Below are 18,181 nucleotides of genomic sequence, written 5' to 3' on the forward strand. Positions count from 1 at the left end.
CAAAAAAAATTATTTTAGACAAATATTTCAAAAATTAAATAGAAACGAAATGAATACCATTAAACCCATTTACATATCTGCCTTCGCTTTATTAATTTTGGCAGGATGTGGTACAACAAAACAGGTTGTAAAAACTACTGATCATGTTGCTATAACTGCTCCTTTAAATGTTCATAAAAAGGCACCATTAACCGAAATGGAACTAAAACGATGGAGTCATTTAGATATCGTAAACGATACCATTCCGGGGATGAGTGTAGATAGAGCTTATGCTGAATTATTAAAAGATAAAAAAGGAGTGCCTGTAATTGTTGGAATTGTAGATTCAGGAGTAGATATTGAGCACGAAGATCTTAAATCAGTACTTTGGACTAATACTAAAGAAATTCCTGGTAACGGAATAGACGATGATAATAATGGTTATATAGATGACATTCACGGTTGGAATTTTCTGGGTGACATCACTAAGGAAAATTTAGAATACGAAAGGATTATAAAAGATAAAAGCATAGCAGATGATGCAACTTATCAAGCAGCAAAAGCAACGAATGATAAAAAAGTTGCTGAAGCAGTTATGGGTAAATCTCGTTTAGAAGAAATGCTAGCTGCTATAAAAGAAGGTGATGCCGTTTTGGTAAAACATTTTGGTAAACCTGTATATACTATTGAAGATGTTAAAGCAATAACTTCAAAAGATGCTGCAGTAGAAAAAAGTAAAACAGTCATGCAAAGAATGCTTTCTTTTGGTTTGCCTGTGGCTGAATTAAAAGAGGCAATCGAAAAAGATCTTGAGGATTCTAAAGCACTAGTTAGTGGAGAAAATCTTAAAACAGATTACCGTAAAGTGTTAGTAGATAATCCAAACGATATTAAAGATGTGAAATACGGAAACAATAATGTAATGGGTCCAGACAAGAAAGAAATTCTTCATGGTACGCACGTTGCAGGTATTGTAGCTCAAAGTAGACACAATGATTTAGGTGGAGATGGTGTTGCTAATAATGTTCAAATTCTTACTGTTCGTGCAGTGCCAGACGGTGATGAGTACGATAAAGATATTGCTTTAGGGATTCGTTATGCAGTAGATAATGGAGCTAAAGTAATTAATGGAAGTTTTGGAAAAAGTTTTTCTCCGCACAAACAATGGGTTTATGACGCTATAAAATATGCAGAATCAAAAGATGTATTGTTTGTTCATGCAGCTGGTAATGACGCAAAAGATATTGATTATGCAGATAATTATCCAACAGACGCAGATGATAAAAAAACGGAATATGCAGATAATGTAATCACTATTGGAGCCTTAAATTATGAATACGGAGATAAAGTAGTGGCTCGTTTTTCTAATATCGGAAAAATAAATGTAGACGTTTTTGCACCAGGAGTACAAATTTATGCTACTACGCCAAACAATACTTACCAGTATTTACAAGGAACTTCAATGGCTGCACCTAATGTTGCTGGTGTTGCTGCATTGATCCGTTCTTATTATCCAAAATTATCAGCAAAACAAGTAAAACAAATTTTGATGGATTCTGGAGTGGCCATTACAACTAATGTAATTGTAGGAGGAAAAGCTAATGACACTCGTCCTTTTACGGTTTTATCTAAATCAGGAAAAATAGTAAATGCCTATAATGCTTTATTGATGGCAGAAAAAATGTCTAAATAATACGAATAGTTAAATCATTCACTTAATGGAAGGGCAATTTGTCCTTCCATTTATATTTTAATTTAATATGAAAAAAATAATAGTATTCGCATTTCTTACTCTAAGTTTTGGAACTGCATTCGCTCAGAATAATGCCTATTGGCAGCAACACGTTGATTACAAAATGGACGTGACGATGGATGTTAAAAATTATAAATACAACGGGAAACAAGAGTTAGTCTACACAAATAACTCATCGGATACTTTAAAGAAAGTTTATTATCACTTGTACAATAATGCTTTTCAACCCGGAAGCGAAATGGATGCCAGGGTGCAAACCATAAAAGATCCAGATGCAAGAATGGTAAATAAAATAAAAGTAGATGGAAAAGACGTTAAAGAAAGCCGAATCAAAACTTTAAAACCAAATGAAATAGGGTATTTGAACATTACTAATTTCAAACAAGATGGTGTAACAGCTGCAACAAAAACGGCAGGGACAATTCTTGAAGTTACTTTGGCTAAACCAATTTTACCTAATACAAAAACTACTTTTACATTAGATTTTGCTGGTCAAGTTCCCGTTCAAATTCGTCGTTCTGGAAGAAACAATGTTGAAGGTGTCGAGTTGTCAATGGCGCAATGGTATCCAAAAATGGCCGAATTTGATTTTGAAGGTTGGCACGCAGATCCTTATATAGCGAGAGAATTTCATGGGGTTTGGGGAAATTTTGATGTAAATATTACCATTGACAAAGATTATGTTTTAGGCGGAACAGGATATTTACAAAACAAAAACGAAATAGGACACGGATATCAAGACGCTGGAGTTGTAGTATCTATTCCTAAGAAAACAAAGACTTTAACTTGGCATTTTAATGCACCAATGGTTCATGACTTTACTTGGGCTGCAGATAAAGAGTATATTCACGATGTAGTCAAAGGACCAAATAATGTTGATTTGCATTTTCTTTACAAGAACAACCCGAAATACATTCAAAATTGGAAAAATTTGCAACCAAAAACGGTTGAGTTAATGAATGTTTACAATCAAACAGTTGGAGATTATCCATACAAACAATATTCAGTGATTCAAGGTGGCGATGGCGGAATGGAATATGCCATGTGTACTTTGATCTTAGGACAAGGTACTTTTGAAGGTTTACTTGGAGTAACTGCTCATGAAATGGCACACTCTTGGTTTCAGCACGTTTTAGCTTCTAACGAATTAAAGCACGGATGGATGGATGAAGGATTTACTTCATTCCTTGAAGATTTTGGATCTAATGAAATAGCAGATAAAAAAGTAGAAAATCCATTTGCAGGAGCGTATAAAAATTATTATTCGATGGCAAATTCAGGTAAGGAATTACCACAGACTACTCATGCTGATCGCTTTGATGAAAATCGAGTTTATAGTATTACCTCTTATAGTAAAGGAGAAGTTTTCTTAGCGCAATTAATTTATTTGGTTGGGAAAGAAAATCTCATGAAAACTTTAAAGAAATATTATAGTGATTTCAAATTTAAGCATCCTACTCCAAATGATATTAAAAGATCTGCAGAAAGAGTCTCTGGTGCAACTTTAGATTGGTATTTGACAGATTGGACAAAAACGACCAATACTATTGATTACGGTATAAAATCAGTTGAAGAAAACGGAGATCAAACGAAAATTAGTCTGGAAAGAATCGGTAGAATGGCTATGCCAATAGATCTTTTAGTAGAATATACAGATGGAACAATGGAGAGTTTTTATATTCCCTTGCGAATGATGAATTTTGAAAAAGAAAATCCAACTCCAGCAATTAAGAGAACGATTCTTTCTGATTGGGCTTGGGCGTTTCCTACCAAAGAATTTACCATTCCAAAAGCAAAGAGTTCAATTAAGAAAATTACTATAGACCCAAGTGGTTTAATGGCGGATGTAAAACAAGAAAATAATGTTTACAAACAATAAAAATTTTCTAAAAATTCAAGATTGATTTATGGACATTAAATTTAATGAAGCAGACAAAGCTCTCGAAATAAAAGATGGACTAAGAAAAAATGTATTTTTAATCAAGTTTCTAATGATTTTAAATTTGATTAATTCTGTCTTAAATTTATCTGATTTGAATAGTGGTAACTTTGGATTTATAAAAATAATCTGGGCCATTTTAGGAGCTATATCAATTGTAATTCTGTATAAGTTTATTGTAAAAAAATCCTCTTTAGAGAAAGTACCTATCGATCAAATAAAAGGATTAAAGGAACGAATTTTCATGGGTCGAAAGAAATACTTTTTAGAATTGACTAACGGTAAAAACCGCGATCTTTTAGAAGTGAAATCAGAATCAGATTTTAAGCAATTGAAAAAGATGCTTCAAAAAAATGATATACAAGTTTAAATGTAAAAGGGTGCAAATATTTATTTGCACCCTTTTACATTTATTATAAATACCAGAGCTATCTTCTAAATTTAAAATAATCAGAAAGAGCATGTTTCTTGTTTTTTAGCATTTCAGAGACTAACTCCATTCCAATTACGGAGAAAGTAATTCCATTTCCGCCAAAACCTAAAACAAAATAGGTGCTTTTAAAATTTGGATGTTCTCCTATATAAGGCAATCCATCTTTGGTCTCGCCAAATGTTCCTGCCCAAACAAAATCCATGCGAAAGTCATAATTTGGTAAAATTTTGTTCAAATACTTCGTCAATTTTGTTGCCTTATCAGTAAGTAGTGAATCCCTTTTATGTGCATCTACAAATTCTTCGTCTTCACCGCCAATCAGCAACCGGTTGTCATCGGTAGTTCGCATATAAATATAGGGTTCTGCAGTATTCCAAAAAAGAGTATTATTAAGATGAGATTGATCATCTTCGAATCTCTCACCTACCATTGCATAGGTAGATAAAAGCTTCACAAAATCATCTTTAATGATCTCGGTACTTTCAAAACCATTGCAATAAATTAGTTTCTTAGCCTTAATTGTAGTGCCATGTTCTGTTAAAACTTCAACTCCAGTTTCAAGATAAGTTACTTTTTTGATGTCTGTTTTATCAAATATATTTAATCCTTTTTTATGATTAAAGGCTAAAATATCATGAGCTAATTTAAACGCATCAATACTTCCTCCTTGTTCAGAAAGGATGCCTCCATATGAATTTTTAATTTGAAATTGACTATCAATCTCATCAGCTTCAAGCCACTTAACGGGCATTCCAATGTTTTTTCGGGCCTCAAATTCTTTTTTTAATCCAGCAACATCTTTTTTGAAAGCCGCAAAATAAAGGGATTCTTTTTTCTTAAAACCACAGTCAGATTTTATGTCTTTAACAATTTGCTCTAAGGCATCAATAGATTTATAACAAGCCCAATAACTTTCTTCGGCAGCTTTTTTGCCAATTTGATCTGTAAGTTGATAAAGCGGAATGTCAATCTCATATTGAAGCATTGATGTTGTAGCTGATGTACTACCATGCCCAATTTCTCTGCGATCTATTAAAGTAGTTTTATAGCCGTCTTTTATGCATTGATGGGCAATTAGACTTCCTGTAATTCCGCCACCTACAATTAAAACTTCAGTTTCTAAATCTTCTCTCAAGGAAGGATAGGAATTGATTATTCCATTTTTTACTAACCAAAAAGGTTCACTAGATTTTAGTTTCATAAAGCTTCTTTTTTATCAAATTTAGTAAAAAAAATCTTTTTAATAAATTACATAATGATAGAATAAGAGATTGAATTAAAAAAAATGAGCTTATAAAAATCAGATTTTTGTCTAATTTTTATAAGCTCAACTGCCAAAATATTATAAATATTATTTTTTAGGTTCACTAAGGTTTTCCAACATATCCGTTGTCATGGTTTCCAAATCAAATTTGTGTTTCTAGTTTCAATCTTTTCTAGCTTCAGCATCATCAATACTGGCAGGCCAGCTGTCCGCAATTTTTTGACGGAAGGAAGTTTTTTATCTTTTGAATTAACTAAATAATTGTAAAACATAACTTACTTTAAATTATTATTTAGTATTTTCGTTAAAACATAAACTAAATACTATTGACTTATAACCAAGATATTAAGCATGAAAAAGAAAATTATCCCCTTCCCCCTTCTTTAATTTAAGAAATATCTTAAAAAAGTGAATTATATATTTTAAAGCTTCTATTTTAAAATTTATGCTAGCGGTAGGCAAATTTGGGATTATATGTACACCACTTGTTCTTGTGAAAAAAATATCTATAGAGTAAGCACTTGCGGAATAGAAGGTGGAGGAGCAGGTGGAAATGGAGAAACACCAAGTTTTCCTCAATTTCCCACTGAGAATCAAATTATTGATTTTTTATCGCCTGAAGGTAAATTCATTAGATACCAATTTATAAATAATATTTGGAAAATAGTGCTCATAAATCTTGCTGATGTTATTGTTAAATCAAAACCGGCAAAATATTCGTTTTTAATTTTTAATTATCCTGTTAATCAGCAAAAAGTTTATAACGATGGAATGGTTTATACATTTGATTCTGAAATAAATACATGGAGTGGGGTTATAGCTACAGATGAGTTAACAGCACAAGCTATTGAAGACCAAATTGATGATAGCAAACTCGATCCTTGTACGAAAGCAGTTTTAGATAAATTGAAAAAACTAACACAAAGTGATATTGCAGATATATTTAAAAAGCTTGGAAAAACTTCAACTGTTTATAATCTAACTTACGAAATAAAACCTAACAATGGTAATCCAGGTTCAACTAAACAAACCGCTCCAAATAATTATTCTACTACATTGGATAGTGATTTTTTATATGGTATAGATGGAACAGGTATAAATAAGCCTCCCACAAATCTTGCAATTGCAGCAGTAATGATTCATGAGATGGTTCATACTTATTTTTTTAGTCTATTTGATGATAACAAAAATAATGGAGTTCCCAAAGCACTTGACAATTTTGATATTTTATACAGTAAATATGTGTCAAACCAATATGTAGGGGCAGATGATGCTCAACACGCCCAAATCTGGAAAAGTTTTATTAAAATTATGGCATCTTCATTACAAGAATTTAACACTGGAATACCGACCGATTCTCCTACTCAGTTTTATCAAGATATTATGATGGGGACTTTGATGACTACTAATATTTTTAAAAGTAAATACAATGAAGGTAGTGCTGAGTATAATAGAATTAAAAACAATTATATCACTGAAAAAAATAATGGTAGTAATGACCCTAGTTATTCTCCAAAAGGAAAACCTTGTCAATAAATCGAAATCATGAAAAAAACGATAATCGCAGTTTTTATAACGTTATTTATTTCGTGCTCCTCTACAAAAGTTGAAAAAGAAATTATAAACGATTTTATAAAAAATCAATTTATAAATGATAAATATAGTAACATTTTAGTTGAAGAGGCTTTGCCCAGAACAATGGCCCTACAGTACTATGAAAATGCTTATAATCAAAGAAATCTTTATGACGGGGTAAAGAGTTTTATGCCCAATGGAGCTCCTCCATATTCGTGGGAGATTGATTCAGTTGAAATCGCTACATTAAAACAGAAATATAAGAATGACAAATTATCCTATAAGTGGAAAAAATCTGATTTTATTAACCATAAGTTTAAAATTTTCCCCTACGAAACTTTACGTAAGCGCGGAAGTAGTGAATTAGGAGGGTACGGTTTTTATATGTCGCAACCGTTAATTACTTTAGACCAAAAACATGCCTTTCTATTTTATCGATCTTTTGCTATTGAAATAGGATTTAGCACAGAAAAAGCTATATTATTAAAAAAGGTAAACGGTATTTGGGTAGAATCCTATCATTATAATAATGTCAGTGAAATTAATTAATTCTTTATAACTTCTTTGATGACGACTTTATTGACAAAAAATGACCAAAATCTATACAAAGAATCACAAACAACAACAGTATTCATACAATACCACTCTGTTTGTCAAGAGGTTAATTGTAATGATTTCTCCGTGAGAGGACAGTGTTTTAAAGCACAAGGAAACAGGATAATAGAAATTAATCATAATCTTCAAAAACTTAAAACCAAAGCAAGAGAAAATTTAAAAATTGAATTAGGAAAGGAAGTTTATTCTAAAAGATGTATTTAACCAGAACCTGTTTTTGGAAGTATTGAGCAAAACAAAGGATTTAAAAGATTTACCTTAACCAAAATAACCAAAGTAAACATTGAATTTGGATTGATTGCCATTGCTCACAATTTTTCTAAATGGATAGCAAAAGTATGGTCACAGAATTTTAAACCATTTTTTAACTTTACTAACCAACTCACTAATCTTTTAAGACAATTTTTGATACCAAATTTAGAATATTCTAAAAATTATTTAGAAATCAAAACTTATAAATAAAAAAAAGAGGCTGTTTTTTCGGACAGCCTCTTTTTTGTGACACTTAAGTTTTTACTTTAAATGTTCTAGCATATCTGTTGTCATGGTTTCCAAATCAAATTTGTGTTTCCAGTTCCAGTCTTTTCTAGATTCAGCGTCATCAATACTGGCAGGCCAGCTGTCCGCAATTTTTTGACGGAAATCCGGTTCGTATGTGATAGTGAACTCAGGTATATGTTTTTTTATTTTAGCAGCAATTTCTGTTGGCGTAAAGCTCATTGCAGCTAAGTTATAGGAAGAACGAATTTTTATTTCTTCCACTGGCGCTTGCATGATTTGAATCGTTGCAGCAATTGCATCGTCCATATACATCATTGGCATTTTAGTTTCAGATGATAAAAAACATTCATATGTTTTATCAGAAAGTGCTTTATGGAAAATATCCACCGCATAATCAGTAGTTCCACCACCAGGAGGCGATGACCAACTAATTAAGCCAGGATATCGAATGCTTCGCACATCGACACCAAAAATATTATGATAGTATTCACACCATCTTTCACCAGCTTGTTTACTGATTCCGTAAACTGTAGAAGGTTCCATAACGGTATATTGAGGCGTATTTTCTTTTGGAGTAGTTGGACCAAAAACGGCAATACTAGAAGGCCAGAATATTTTTTTAATTTTTCCAGCTTTGGCTAAATTTAAAACATGAAATAAAGAATTCATATTCAAATCCCACGCAAATGCAGGATTTTTTTCGGCTGTAGCCGATAATAAGGCAGCCATTAGATAAATTTCATCTATTTGATGCAATTCTACAAGGTGCTCAATTTGATTGAAATCTAATGCGTTTACTACTTCAAAAGGACCGGAATTAACAACATCGGTATTCAGTTTCCTGATATCTGATGCAATTACATTTTCGGTACCATATATCTCACGTAATTTATGGGTAAGTTCTGTCCCAATTTGTCCGCAAGCGCCTATAATCAATATTTTAGTGCTCATTTTGTCTATTTTGAAATACAAATATAATGTTTTCGTAGATATCTTTATTTTCAAGAAAAGATTTATAAATTCACAAATCGAATAGTAATCACGAACTTTCTCTCTTAATTTTCACTCGTTTAGTCATAAAAAAAGCGATAATAATATTAGATTGTTATTCCTAGATGTGAATTCGTAATTGTAAATTTACTTTGTAACTTTGTGTTTTAATTCAAATCGAAATGATAAATAAAATAGCAATCTTCTTTTTTTTGGTTTTCATTTTTTCTTCTTGTCAAAATGACGATCAAAAACGAATTGCAGAAAATAATAAAGAGATTCAGAGAAAGGAAGTTCAATTTAAAAACATTGAAAAAAGTTGGGTTTTTTATGATACTCCGATAACCGAAGCTTCTGAAAAAAGCATGGCTAATTGGAACGAATGGCGCCTTTTTTTGAATGAATTAGCTCAAAAGCCCAAAAAAACGCTCGGTGCTTTTCAACAAAAATCAAAAGTGCTAACTACAAAAGTCATGGCTTTAAACGATAATATTCCTGCTGAATTTAATATCCCTCCCATAAAAAGTAGAATTTCTACTGTATTAGCTAAAGTACAAATGCTGAATCTATATATTAATTTAGACGTGATACCAGAAAAAAAAGTGGCTAGTATTATTGCAGAAATCAATACAGAACTAGTTTCCTTGCAGAGACAAATGGAAAAAACGATTGATAAAAGTAAGATTCCAGTCGAAATAGGCGAATCTGATTTATTAAAAATGATGGATGCTTCGCGAGCTATTCCAAACACACCAATTACAGATCCAAACACACCTAGAGTTGAGTAAAACAGTCTTATATAATACCTACGATAATTCTCCAAAAACACAGCAAATAGCTGCTAGTTTGCTAGAAAATAATCAAGTAAAAATGCATCTTTCTGGTTTGATAGGATCAGCATTTTCATTTGTAATTCGCTCTATTTTTAAAAAAGCAGAACTTCCTTTTCTAATAGTTTTAAACAATAAGGAGGAAGCTGCCTATTATCTGAACGATTTAGAACAAATGATTGGCGATCAGGATGTGCTTTTTTATCCGGGATCCTTTCGCCGTCCGTACCAAATCGAGGAAACGGACAATGCGAATGTTTTGCTTCGTGCCGAAGTTTTAAATCGTATTAATTCTCGTAAAAAGCCAGCTATTATTGTTACTTATCCTGAAGCACTTTTTGAAAAAGTTGTGACTCGAAAAGAATTGGATAAAAACACCTTGAAAGTAGCTGTTGGCGATAAAATTTCTATCGATTTTATCAATGAAGTTTTATTTGAATATGAATTTAAGAGAGTCGATTTTATTACAGAACCCGGCGAATTCTCCGTTCGTGGAGGAATTGTAGATGTTTTTTCTTTTTCAAATGATAATCCGTACCGAATAGAATTTTTTGGCGATGAAGTAGAAAGTATTCGTAGTTTTGATGTTGCCACACAATTATCCATTGAAACGCAAAAGAAAATTACTATAATTCCCAATGTTGAAAACAAAATTTTTCAGGAAAATAGAGAGAGTTTCTTAGATTACATTTCGGAGAAAACAGTAATTTTTATCCAAAACACCGAAGATTTTTTATCGCAATTAGACAAACAATTTGCAAAGGCAGAAGAAGCTTTTTCTAAATTATCTCAAGAAATAAAACGTTCTACACCAGACCAATTGTTCTTGAATCAAGCTTCTTTTATAAAACGAGCATTGGATTTTTCTGTTGTTGAGGTGAGTTCTAAACCTATTTTTAGAACTACTAAAAAATTCGAATACCACATTCAGCCGCAACCCTCCTTCAACAAACAATTTGATTTATTATTGAATAATTTGAGTGAAAACCATTTCAATGGCTATAAGAATTATTTGTTCTCTTCGAATGAAGCGCAAGCAAAGCGATTTCACGATATTTTCGAAACTTTTGACGAAGCCAATTCTGAGAACATCCGCAAGCAATATCATACCGTTGTTCTGCCTTTGTACCAAGGATTTGTTGATGAAGAAAACCAAATTACTTGTTATACGGATCATCAAATTTTTGAACGCTATCATAAATTTAATATCAAAAGTGGCTATTCAAAAAAACAAAATATCACTTTAAAAGATCTTACGACTTTATCCGTTGGTGATTATGTAACGCATATTGATCATGGAATAGGGCGTTTTGGTGGTTTGCAAAAAATACAAGTGGAAGGTAAAACGCAAGAAGCCATCAAATTGGTTTATGCTGATAATGATATTGTGTATGTGAGTATTCATTCGCTTCACAAAATTTCGAAATACAACGGAAAAGATGGAGCGCCACCTAAAATATATAAGTTAGGTTCGAATGCTTGGAAGATTTTAAAACAAAAAACCAAAGCTCGTGTTAAGCACGTGGCGTTTAATTTGATTCAACTCTATGCTAAAAGACGCTTGGATAAAGGATTTCAGTTTGCACCAGACAGTTATTTGCAAAACGAATTAGAAAGTTCGTTTATCTATGAAGATACGCCAGATCAAACCAAATCAACTCAAGAAGTTAAAGCGGATATGGAAAGTGATCGCCCGATGGATCGCTTAGTTTGTGGTGATGTAGGATTTGGTAAAACCGAAGTGGCAATTCGCGCTGCCTTCAAAGCAGTTGATAATAGCAAACAAGTGGCCATTTTAGTTCCAACGACTATTTTGGCGTATCAACATTACAGAACTTTTACCGAAAGGTTGAAAGATATGCCGGTTTCAATTGGTTACTTAAACCGATTTAGGACCGCCAAACAAAAAGCTGAAACCTTAAAAGATTTAGCTGACGGAAAACTAGACATCGTTATTGGAACACACCAATTAGTGAACAAAAATGTAGTTTTTAAAGACTTGGGATTGTTGATTGTGGATGAGGAGCAAAAATTTGGTGTAAATGTTAAAGATAAATTAAAAACGATTGCTGCTAATGTTGATACGTTGACATTGACTGCTACGCCAATTCCGAGAACTTTACAGTTTTCATTAATGGCGGCTCGTGATTTGTCAGTAATTACAACTCCGCCACCCAATAGATATCCTATTGAAACCAATGTGGTAGGTTTTAGTGAAGAGCTGATTCGCGACGCGATTTCGTATGAAATTCAGCGTAACGGTCAAGTTTTCTTCATTAATAACAGAATAGAAAACATAAAAGAAGTTGCTGGAATGATTCAACGTTTGGTACCTAATGCCCGAGTGGGAATTGGTCACGGACAAATGGATGGAAAAAAACTGGAAGAGTTGATGTTGGCTTTCATGAACGGTGAATTTGATGTTTTAGTGGCTACCACAATAATTGAAAGTGGATTGGACGTTCCTAATGCAAACACGATTTTTATTAATAATGCCAATAACTTTGGATTGTCTGATTTACATCAAATGCGTGGTCGAGTAGGACGTAGTAATAAGAAAGCATTTTGCTATTTTATTTGTCCTCCATATTCTGCGATGACCGATGATGCTAGAAAGAGAATTCAAGCATTAGAACAATTCAGTGAATTGGGAAGTGGTTTTAATATTGCCATGAAAGATCTAGAGATTCGAGGTGCTGGAGATTTATTAGGTGGTGAACAAAGTGGATTTATTAATGAAATAGGTTTTGATACCTATCAGAAAATTCTAAACGAAGCCATTGATGAATTGAAGGAAAATGAATTCAAGGATTTATATCCAGAAGAAAATGATATTGAAACCAAAGAATATGTAAAAGACTTGCAAATCGATACCGATTTCGAGTTGTTGTTTTCTGATGAATACATCAATAATGTATCGGAACGATTGAGTTTATATAATGAATTAGGAGCGGTAAAAAACGAAGAAGATTTGATTGTTTTTCAAAATAAATTGATTGACCGTTTTGGTCCGATGCCTCCACGAGCAAAAGCTTTGATGAATAGTATTCGCATCAAATGGATCGCAACTCGATTAGGAATTGAGAAATTAGTAATGAAGAAAGGAAAAATGATTGGTTATTTTGTATCCGATCAGCAATCCGATTATTACCAATCGAAGCGATTTACTAATATGTTACAATTCGTTCAAAAGAATAGTGCAATTTGTAAAATAAAAGAAAAAGAAACCCCAACAGGTTTAAAGCTTTTGTTAACTTTTGAAAATGTTAAGAATACAAGGACTGCTTTAGAATATATGGAAATGTTGGGAGGGAAATAATAATTTAGTGTTTAAAGCTTCCAGCCTTTCTAAGGCTGGAAGCTTTAAATTTATTTATTCTATAATCAAATCTTCGATTTCACCTAAATCCTGATCAATACTATGACAATAAATAAAGTTTTCCAAATCATGAAAAGTTTCAATTACTTTTTCTCTTTGTAATTTGGTTGTTTTTTTTGATATAACAGTACCGTACGAAGTCCAAGGATATTCAATTATCGTTTCTGTAAACTTATGATGCACAGGATTATTATGAATATAAAAAATAAGTTTTTGGAAATAAGCATCAGAACTAACTAATTTTCTCCTAAAATTTTTCTCAAATAAACTACCAGTTCTTTTATATCGTTTATTCATTGCCAAGGTATAAGCATTAAATAAGTTCGAAAACTGTTTTGAAGCGCTTATGGCTTTCGGTTTATCAGTAGAGGAATATTCTAATGTTGAAACATCAATTTCGTCGATTTCTTTTATATAAACCAGAATATGGAAATGATTCCTCATTAAACACCAAGCATAAGTTTCTGCTATTGGATCAATGTATTTTGTGTACAATCTTAAAAAATGATTGTAATTTTCGGTTTCAAAAAACAAATCAATACCATTATTGCCTCTATTATAAATGTGATAATATCTACCGTTTTCTAGAGGAATTGGATTCATAAGAGTTTATTTTTCGAAAGCTTCCAGCCTTTCAAAGGCTGGAAGCTTTATAATTAAATGTCATTAATTCTTCAAATCCTTTATCACTTTAAATGCCACATCAACTTGCTCTTCACTCACTAAAATCGTAAACTCATTAGAAGTGGAAATAACCTCGTTTATTATAATTCCTTCCCAAGCCAAACGCTGAAAAATGAAGTAATAAATACCAGGGACAACAATATTTTCTTTAGGTAATTTTACCGTTATCGAGGCTAGATTGTCCAGTTTTTGAATCAATTTTTCACCAGCAAAGTGTTTGTCAACCAAATGATTAACGCTATTGCTTACGACAATGTTGGTTTCATTTACTCCTCTTGAAGAAGTGTAAAAAATGTCAGGAAAAGAGTTAATATCTGTAATTAAATCGGCTTGTTTGTTCAAAACAGTATCGGATGCGGCAAAGGTATAATCAGTCAAGGCAGAACGAACGGTTATTTCTCCGATGTTTTTGATGACTTTATTAATTTTATGATTTAATCGAAAATCTAGTTCTTCTGTAAGTCTTTTTAAAGCCATTACAACAGCGCCTTGTTTTACTTCTTTGCCAAAATCATTTTCCAATTCGGTCATTATATTTCTTGATAATGAGGTCAAATTGATAATACCAAGTGATAAGGCATTCAATAAAAAAGGCTTGGTTTTAATGTAGTTTTCTACAATGGAAGATACCGTTTTCATAAGGAACTATTTTTTTATTTAAAGTAAAAATGCTTTTGCTCCGAAGTGAAACAAAATGCAAATGTAAATAAAAAAACAATTTGTTACAAATATAACATTAGCAAAAGCCTTTAAAAGTAATAAAAAGCATCGATAAGATGCTCAATAACAAAAGATTTGTCTTCTTTGTGAATGGCAATGATATCGAAACGAACTTCGAGGTCGATATTTTTTTGGTTTACAAAAGCATCAACAGCTTTAACGAGAAGTTGTATTTTTTTGGGTTTAACAAAGTCTTGTGGGAGACCAAAATCTAAGGATGATCTCGTTTTAACTTCGACTATGGCAAGTATATTTTCTTTTTGTGCAATAATATCAATCTCTGCTTTTTGAAAAGTCCAATTGGTTTCTAAAATTGTGTAGCCTTCTTTGGTTAAAAATTCAACAGCCATTTCTTCCCCTAATTTACCAAGTTCGTTGTGTTCAGCCATTTATTTCAGTTTACAGTTTCAGTTGTTAGTGTTCAATCAAAAATTAATTAAAGAAATCATTCGTAATTAATCTAAAATACGCAATCTAAAAATCAATTAATGATGTTTCTATTATAAAATCTGAAATCGTTAATCAGCAATCTGAAATGTAAATCGTAGCTATTCAAATACCACAGTACTCAATTTATTATTTACTTCAAGACTCACTTTATTCCCTAAAATCAAGGCTCTATTGTCTTGAATGTGTCCTGCAGGAAAATTATATAACACTGGAATATTGTATTTTTTGGTAACATCATCAATAATTTCAACAGCATTTTTCCCCCAAGGAATGTCGTTATCTTTCATTTTTGTCATCGATCCTACAATAATTCCTTTGATACTTTCTAAACAACCATTGCGCTTTAAGTTCATCATCATTCGATCTATATGATATAAATATTCATCTAAATCTTCTATAAATAAAATTTTATCAGAACAATCAATGGCTGATGGAGAGCCAAAAAGGCTGTATAAAATAGATAAATTTCCGCCAACTAATTCTCCTGAAGCTTTGCCAAGTCTGTTCATGGCAAAAGGTTGTACCTCATAACTTAGCTTTCCTCCAAATAAAGCAGTTCGTAAAGTTTCGATGGCTGCGGGTGTTGCTCTCGCAACAGTTACTGGCATAATACCATGAATAGATTTAAATCCCATCGTATTCAAATGATTGTGTAAAGCTGTAACATCGCTAAAACCTATAAGCCATTTTGGCTGCTGTTTAAACTTTGTAAAATCTAGTAAATCAATGATTCTAACTGTGCCATAACCCCCTTTTACACACCAAATTGCTTTTATATTTGGATCGTCCATCTGTTGCTGAAAATCAGCAGCTCGTTCTGCATCCGTCCCTGCCAATTGTTTATTGTCTAAGCCAATTGTACTACCAATTACTACATTAAGTCCCCAGCTTTTTAATAAATCAATTGCGGGTTTTAAATTATCATCTATATTTTTTCTGGCTGTTGCCAAAATAGCTACCGTATCTCCTTTTTGTAATTTTGGTGGTGTAATCATCTGTTTTTGGGCTTGACTATTAAAAGATTGTAAAATAAAAAGAATAAAAATTAATTGATATATAAAAGGGTTGCGTATTGTAATGTGAGTTTTTTTATGAAGCATGCTTTGTGTTTTATTGAAAAAATAGAATAATAAAGCGGTTTTATTGTAGAAACAAAGATAGACAATTCCAAAATAATTTTAAGTTCCAATTCCAATTGACTATTTTTACTCGTAACTGATTCATTTGAAATCGAATTAATGATTGTAATAATTAAATTTATGAGAATACTATTTTGGATTCCTTTTCTTATTTTATGTTTTGCATTCACAAATAGTCATGCGCAACCCAAGAAATACATCATTCACACAGTAGCATTCTACAACTTTGAAAATCTTTTTGATACTATTGATGATCCAGAAACTTTTGATGAAGAGTGGACACCAACGGGTTTACAACGTTGGAGTGTTGATAAATACCAAAAGAAATTAAGTAATTTAGCTCGTGTTTTAGCTGAAATCGGCTCTTCTGAAAATACAGATGCTCCCACTTTTATTGGTGGATGCGAAATCGAAAATAGAAACGTTCTTGAAGACTTGGTAAAACAACCCCAACTGATCGAGAAAGACTACGGAATTATTCATTTTGACTCACCAGACAAACGCGGAATTGATGTGGCGTTATTGTATCGAAAAAATAAATTCAAGCCTACAAGTTCCATAAACATTCCATTGTACATTTATAAGAAAGAGATTTCCAGAAAGGAAGAAATCAAAATTAATCCACAAGATATTACGGATGATGAGTTGCAAGTGAGTCCAAAGAATTATAGGGTGTATACTCGGGATCAATTATTAGTAACAGGGTTTTTAGATGGTGAAGAAATTAACATTATTGTCAATCACTGGCCGTCTCGTTCTGGAGGTGAAAAAAAGTCAAGTCCGTTTAGAGAAGCTGCAGGTGCATTAAATAGAAAAATAATCGATTCACTGCAACGTATAAATCCAAAAGCAAAAGTGATTACCATGGGTGATCTTAATGATGGGCCGTATAACAAAAGCGTCAAAATTGCTCTTGGAGCCAAAGCAAAAAAAGCAGAAGTTAAGGAATTTGGAATCTACAATCCATTTGAAGAAATGGCTAAAAACGGAATGGGAACTATTGCGTACCGCGATGCATGGGATATTTTTGATCAAATAATGGTTTCCGAGACTCTAATTCAAACCGATTATTCTAGTTTTAGGTATTGGAAAGCAGGAATTTACAATAAACCCTTTTTGATTCAAAATAGTGGTCAATACAAAGGATATCCGTTGCGACATTCAACCACCGAAATTGGTTTTAGCGACCATTTCCCAGTCTATATTTATTTGATCAAAGAAAAAAAATAGTTTTATTATTTCATAACTTTACGTTTAAAACAAAAAAAATGGCAATAGCAAAACCCTTCAACCTCAGTAAATGGATTGAAGAAAACCGGGAACTACTAAAACCTCCTGTTGGAAATAAAAACTTATATACGGATTCTGGAGACTATATCATTATGGTAGTTGCGGGGCCAAATGCCCGTAAAGATTATCATTATAATGAAACCGAAGAGTTGTTTTATCAGCTAGAAGGCTCTATAAAAGTAATTGTTCAAGATAACGGAGAACGCCGAGAAATGGAACTTCATGCGGGAGATATGTACTTGCATCCAGCCAAAACTCCACATTCGCCTGTCCGTTCCGAAGGTTCAATTGGTTTGGTAATTGAGCGCAAAAGAGCAGGTTTAGGATATACAGATGGATTATTATGGTTTTGCGATAATTGCAATCATAAATTACACGAAGTTTATTTTGAGTTGCACGATATCGAAAAAGATTTCTTACCACATTTCAAGCATTTTTATAGCTCAGAAAAGTTGAGAACGTGCTCCAAATGTGAAACTATCATGGAAACAGATCCTAAGTTTGTTTAATTAAGTTCTAATTTTTTTTATAGCTATTCCTGCTATCCGCTGTATCTTTTATCTCTAAAGAACGAGATAAAAGGATGCCGCTACTATCAGGGCTAGAAATCATCCATAGAAAAACAGTAAATTCTAATTCC

The 18,181-nt window shown here is 32.4% G+C and carries 15 protein-coding genes and 1 pseudogene; 10 read left to right on the forward strand and 6 right to left on the reverse strand.

Features of this window, described 5'->3' with window-relative positions:
* Nucleotides 1–49: 49 nt before the first annotated feature.
* From J3S90_RS05585 to J3S90_RS05595, 3 genes are all read left to right on the forward strand, one after another.
* A complete protein-coding gene (locus tag J3S90_RS05585) occupies nt 50–1,672 on the forward strand; it encodes a S8 family peptidase (RefSeq protein ID WP_210645331.1) in 1,623 nt (540 codons plus the stop codon).
* Nucleotides 1,673–1,739: 67 nt separating this feature from the next.
* A complete protein-coding gene (locus J3S90_RS05590) occupies nt 1,740–3,611 on the forward strand; it encodes a M1 family metallopeptidase (RefSeq protein ID WP_210645333.1) in 1,872 nt (623 codons plus the stop codon).
* Between the two features lie 28 nt (nt 3,612–3,639).
* Nucleotides 3,640–4,041: a hypothetical protein gene (locus J3S90_RS05595; RefSeq protein WP_210645336.1), complete on the forward strand. Its 402-nt coding sequence runs from the start codon at nt 3,640–3,642 to the stop codon at nt 4,039–4,041.
* A 58-nt stretch (nt 4,042–4,099) separates the two neighbouring features.
* On the opposite strand, the gene J3S90_RS05600 is transcribed toward J3S90_RS05595, so the two are convergent.
* Nucleotides 4,100–5,305 (reverse strand): NAD(P)/FAD-dependent oxidoreductase, encoded by a 1,206-nt coding sequence (locus J3S90_RS05600; RefSeq protein ID WP_210645337.1) that lies wholly within the window; start codon nt 5,303–5,305, stop codon nt 4,100–4,102.
* A 537-nt stretch (nt 5,306–5,842) separates the two neighbouring features.
* On the opposite strand from J3S90_RS05600, the gene J3S90_RS05605 reads away from it, so the two are divergent.
* The 3 genes and pseudogenes from J3S90_RS05605 (at nt 5,843) to J3S90_RS15915 (ending at nt 8,020) form a co-directional block, all read left to right on the forward strand.
* On the forward strand, nt 5,843–6,904 hold the full coding sequence (locus tag J3S90_RS05605; RefSeq protein WP_210645339.1) for a hypothetical protein: 1,062 nt from the start codon (nt 5,843–5,845) through the stop codon (nt 6,902–6,904).
* A gap of 9 nt (nt 6,905–6,913) precedes the next feature.
* Nucleotides 6,914–7,492 (forward strand): hypothetical protein, encoded by a 579-nt coding sequence (locus tag J3S90_RS05610; RefSeq protein ID WP_188049381.1) that lies wholly within the window; start codon nt 6,914–6,916, stop codon nt 7,490–7,492.
* Nucleotides 7,493–7,510: 18 nt separating this feature from the next.
* Nucleotides 7,511–8,020: pseudogene (locus J3S90_RS15915) on the forward strand (transposase).
* A gap of 51 nt (nt 8,021–8,071) precedes the next feature.
* On the opposite strand, the gene J3S90_RS05625 reads toward J3S90_RS15915, so the two are convergent.
* Entirely contained in the window at nt 8,072–9,010 is a 939-nt protein-coding gene (locus tag J3S90_RS05625; protein ID WP_210645343.1) for an L-threonine 3-dehydrogenase, read from the reverse strand.
* Nucleotides 9,011–9,231: 221 nt separating this feature from the next.
* On the opposite strand from J3S90_RS05625, the gene J3S90_RS05630 reads away from it, so the two are divergent.
* Nucleotides 9,232–9,837 (forward strand): hypothetical protein, encoded by a 606-nt coding sequence (locus J3S90_RS05630; protein WP_210645345.1) that lies wholly within the window; start codon nt 9,232–9,234, stop codon nt 9,835–9,837.
* Nucleotides 9,830–13,198 carry a transcription-repair coupling factor gene (gene mfd, locus J3S90_RS05635; protein WP_210645520.1) on the forward strand — a complete coding sequence of 1,123 codons (3,369 nt, stop codon included), beginning with the start codon at nt 9,830–9,832 and terminating at the stop codon, nt 13,196–13,198. The genes J3S90_RS05630 and mfd overlap by 8 nt, the downstream gene beginning before the upstream one ends.
* Before the next feature lie 54 nt (nt 13,199–13,252).
* On the opposite strand, the gene J3S90_RS05640 is transcribed toward mfd, so the two are convergent.
* The 4 genes from J3S90_RS05640 to J3S90_RS05655 all read right to left on the reverse strand — a co-directional run bounded on the left by J3S90_RS05640 (nt 13,253) and on the right by J3S90_RS05655 (nt 16,107).
* Nucleotides 13,253–13,861 (reverse strand): hypothetical protein, encoded by a 609-nt coding sequence (locus J3S90_RS05640; RefSeq protein WP_210645347.1) that lies wholly within the window; start codon nt 13,859–13,861, stop codon nt 13,253–13,255.
* A gap of 63 nt (nt 13,862–13,924) precedes the next feature.
* On the reverse strand, nt 13,925–14,581 hold the full coding sequence (locus J3S90_RS05645) for an aspartate kinase (RefSeq protein WP_188049386.1): 657 nt from the start codon (nt 14,579–14,581) through the stop codon (nt 13,925–13,927).
* Between the two features lie 110 nt (nt 14,582–14,691).
* Nucleotides 14,692–15,051, reverse strand: a complete 360-nt coding sequence (locus J3S90_RS05650; RefSeq protein WP_188049387.1) for a YraN family protein — start codon at nt 15,049–15,051, stop codon at nt 14,692–14,694.
* Nucleotides 15,052–15,210: 159 nt separating this feature from the next.
* Entirely contained in the window at nt 15,211–16,107 is an 897-nt protein-coding gene (locus J3S90_RS05655) for a S66 peptidase family protein (RefSeq protein ID WP_210645521.1), read from the reverse strand.
* Nucleotides 16,108–16,371: 264 nt separating this feature from the next.
* Between J3S90_RS05655 and J3S90_RS05660 the strand changes: the two genes are divergently transcribed.
* Together J3S90_RS05660 and J3S90_RS05665 are read left to right on the forward strand one after the other, a co-directional pair.
* Complete coding sequence (locus J3S90_RS05660; RefSeq protein WP_210645349.1) at nt 16,372–17,481, forward strand: endonuclease/exonuclease/phosphatase family protein; 1,110 nt, start codon at nt 16,372–16,374, stop codon at nt 17,479–17,481.
* 38 nt (nt 17,482–17,519) lie between these two features.
* Nucleotides 17,520–18,050 carry a 3-hydroxyanthranilate 3,4-dioxygenase gene (locus tag J3S90_RS05665; protein ID WP_210645351.1) on the forward strand — a complete coding sequence of 177 codons (531 nt, stop codon included), beginning with the start codon at nt 17,520–17,522 and terminating at the stop codon, nt 18,048–18,050.
* The last annotated feature ends 131 nt before the right edge of the window (nt 18,051–18,181 follow it).

It is taken from the genome of Flavobacterium flabelliforme (assembly GCF_017948675.1).
In the GTDB taxonomy this organism is placed as follows: Bacteria; Bacteroidota; Bacteroidia; order Flavobacteriales; family Flavobacteriaceae; genus Flavobacterium; species Flavobacterium pygoscelis.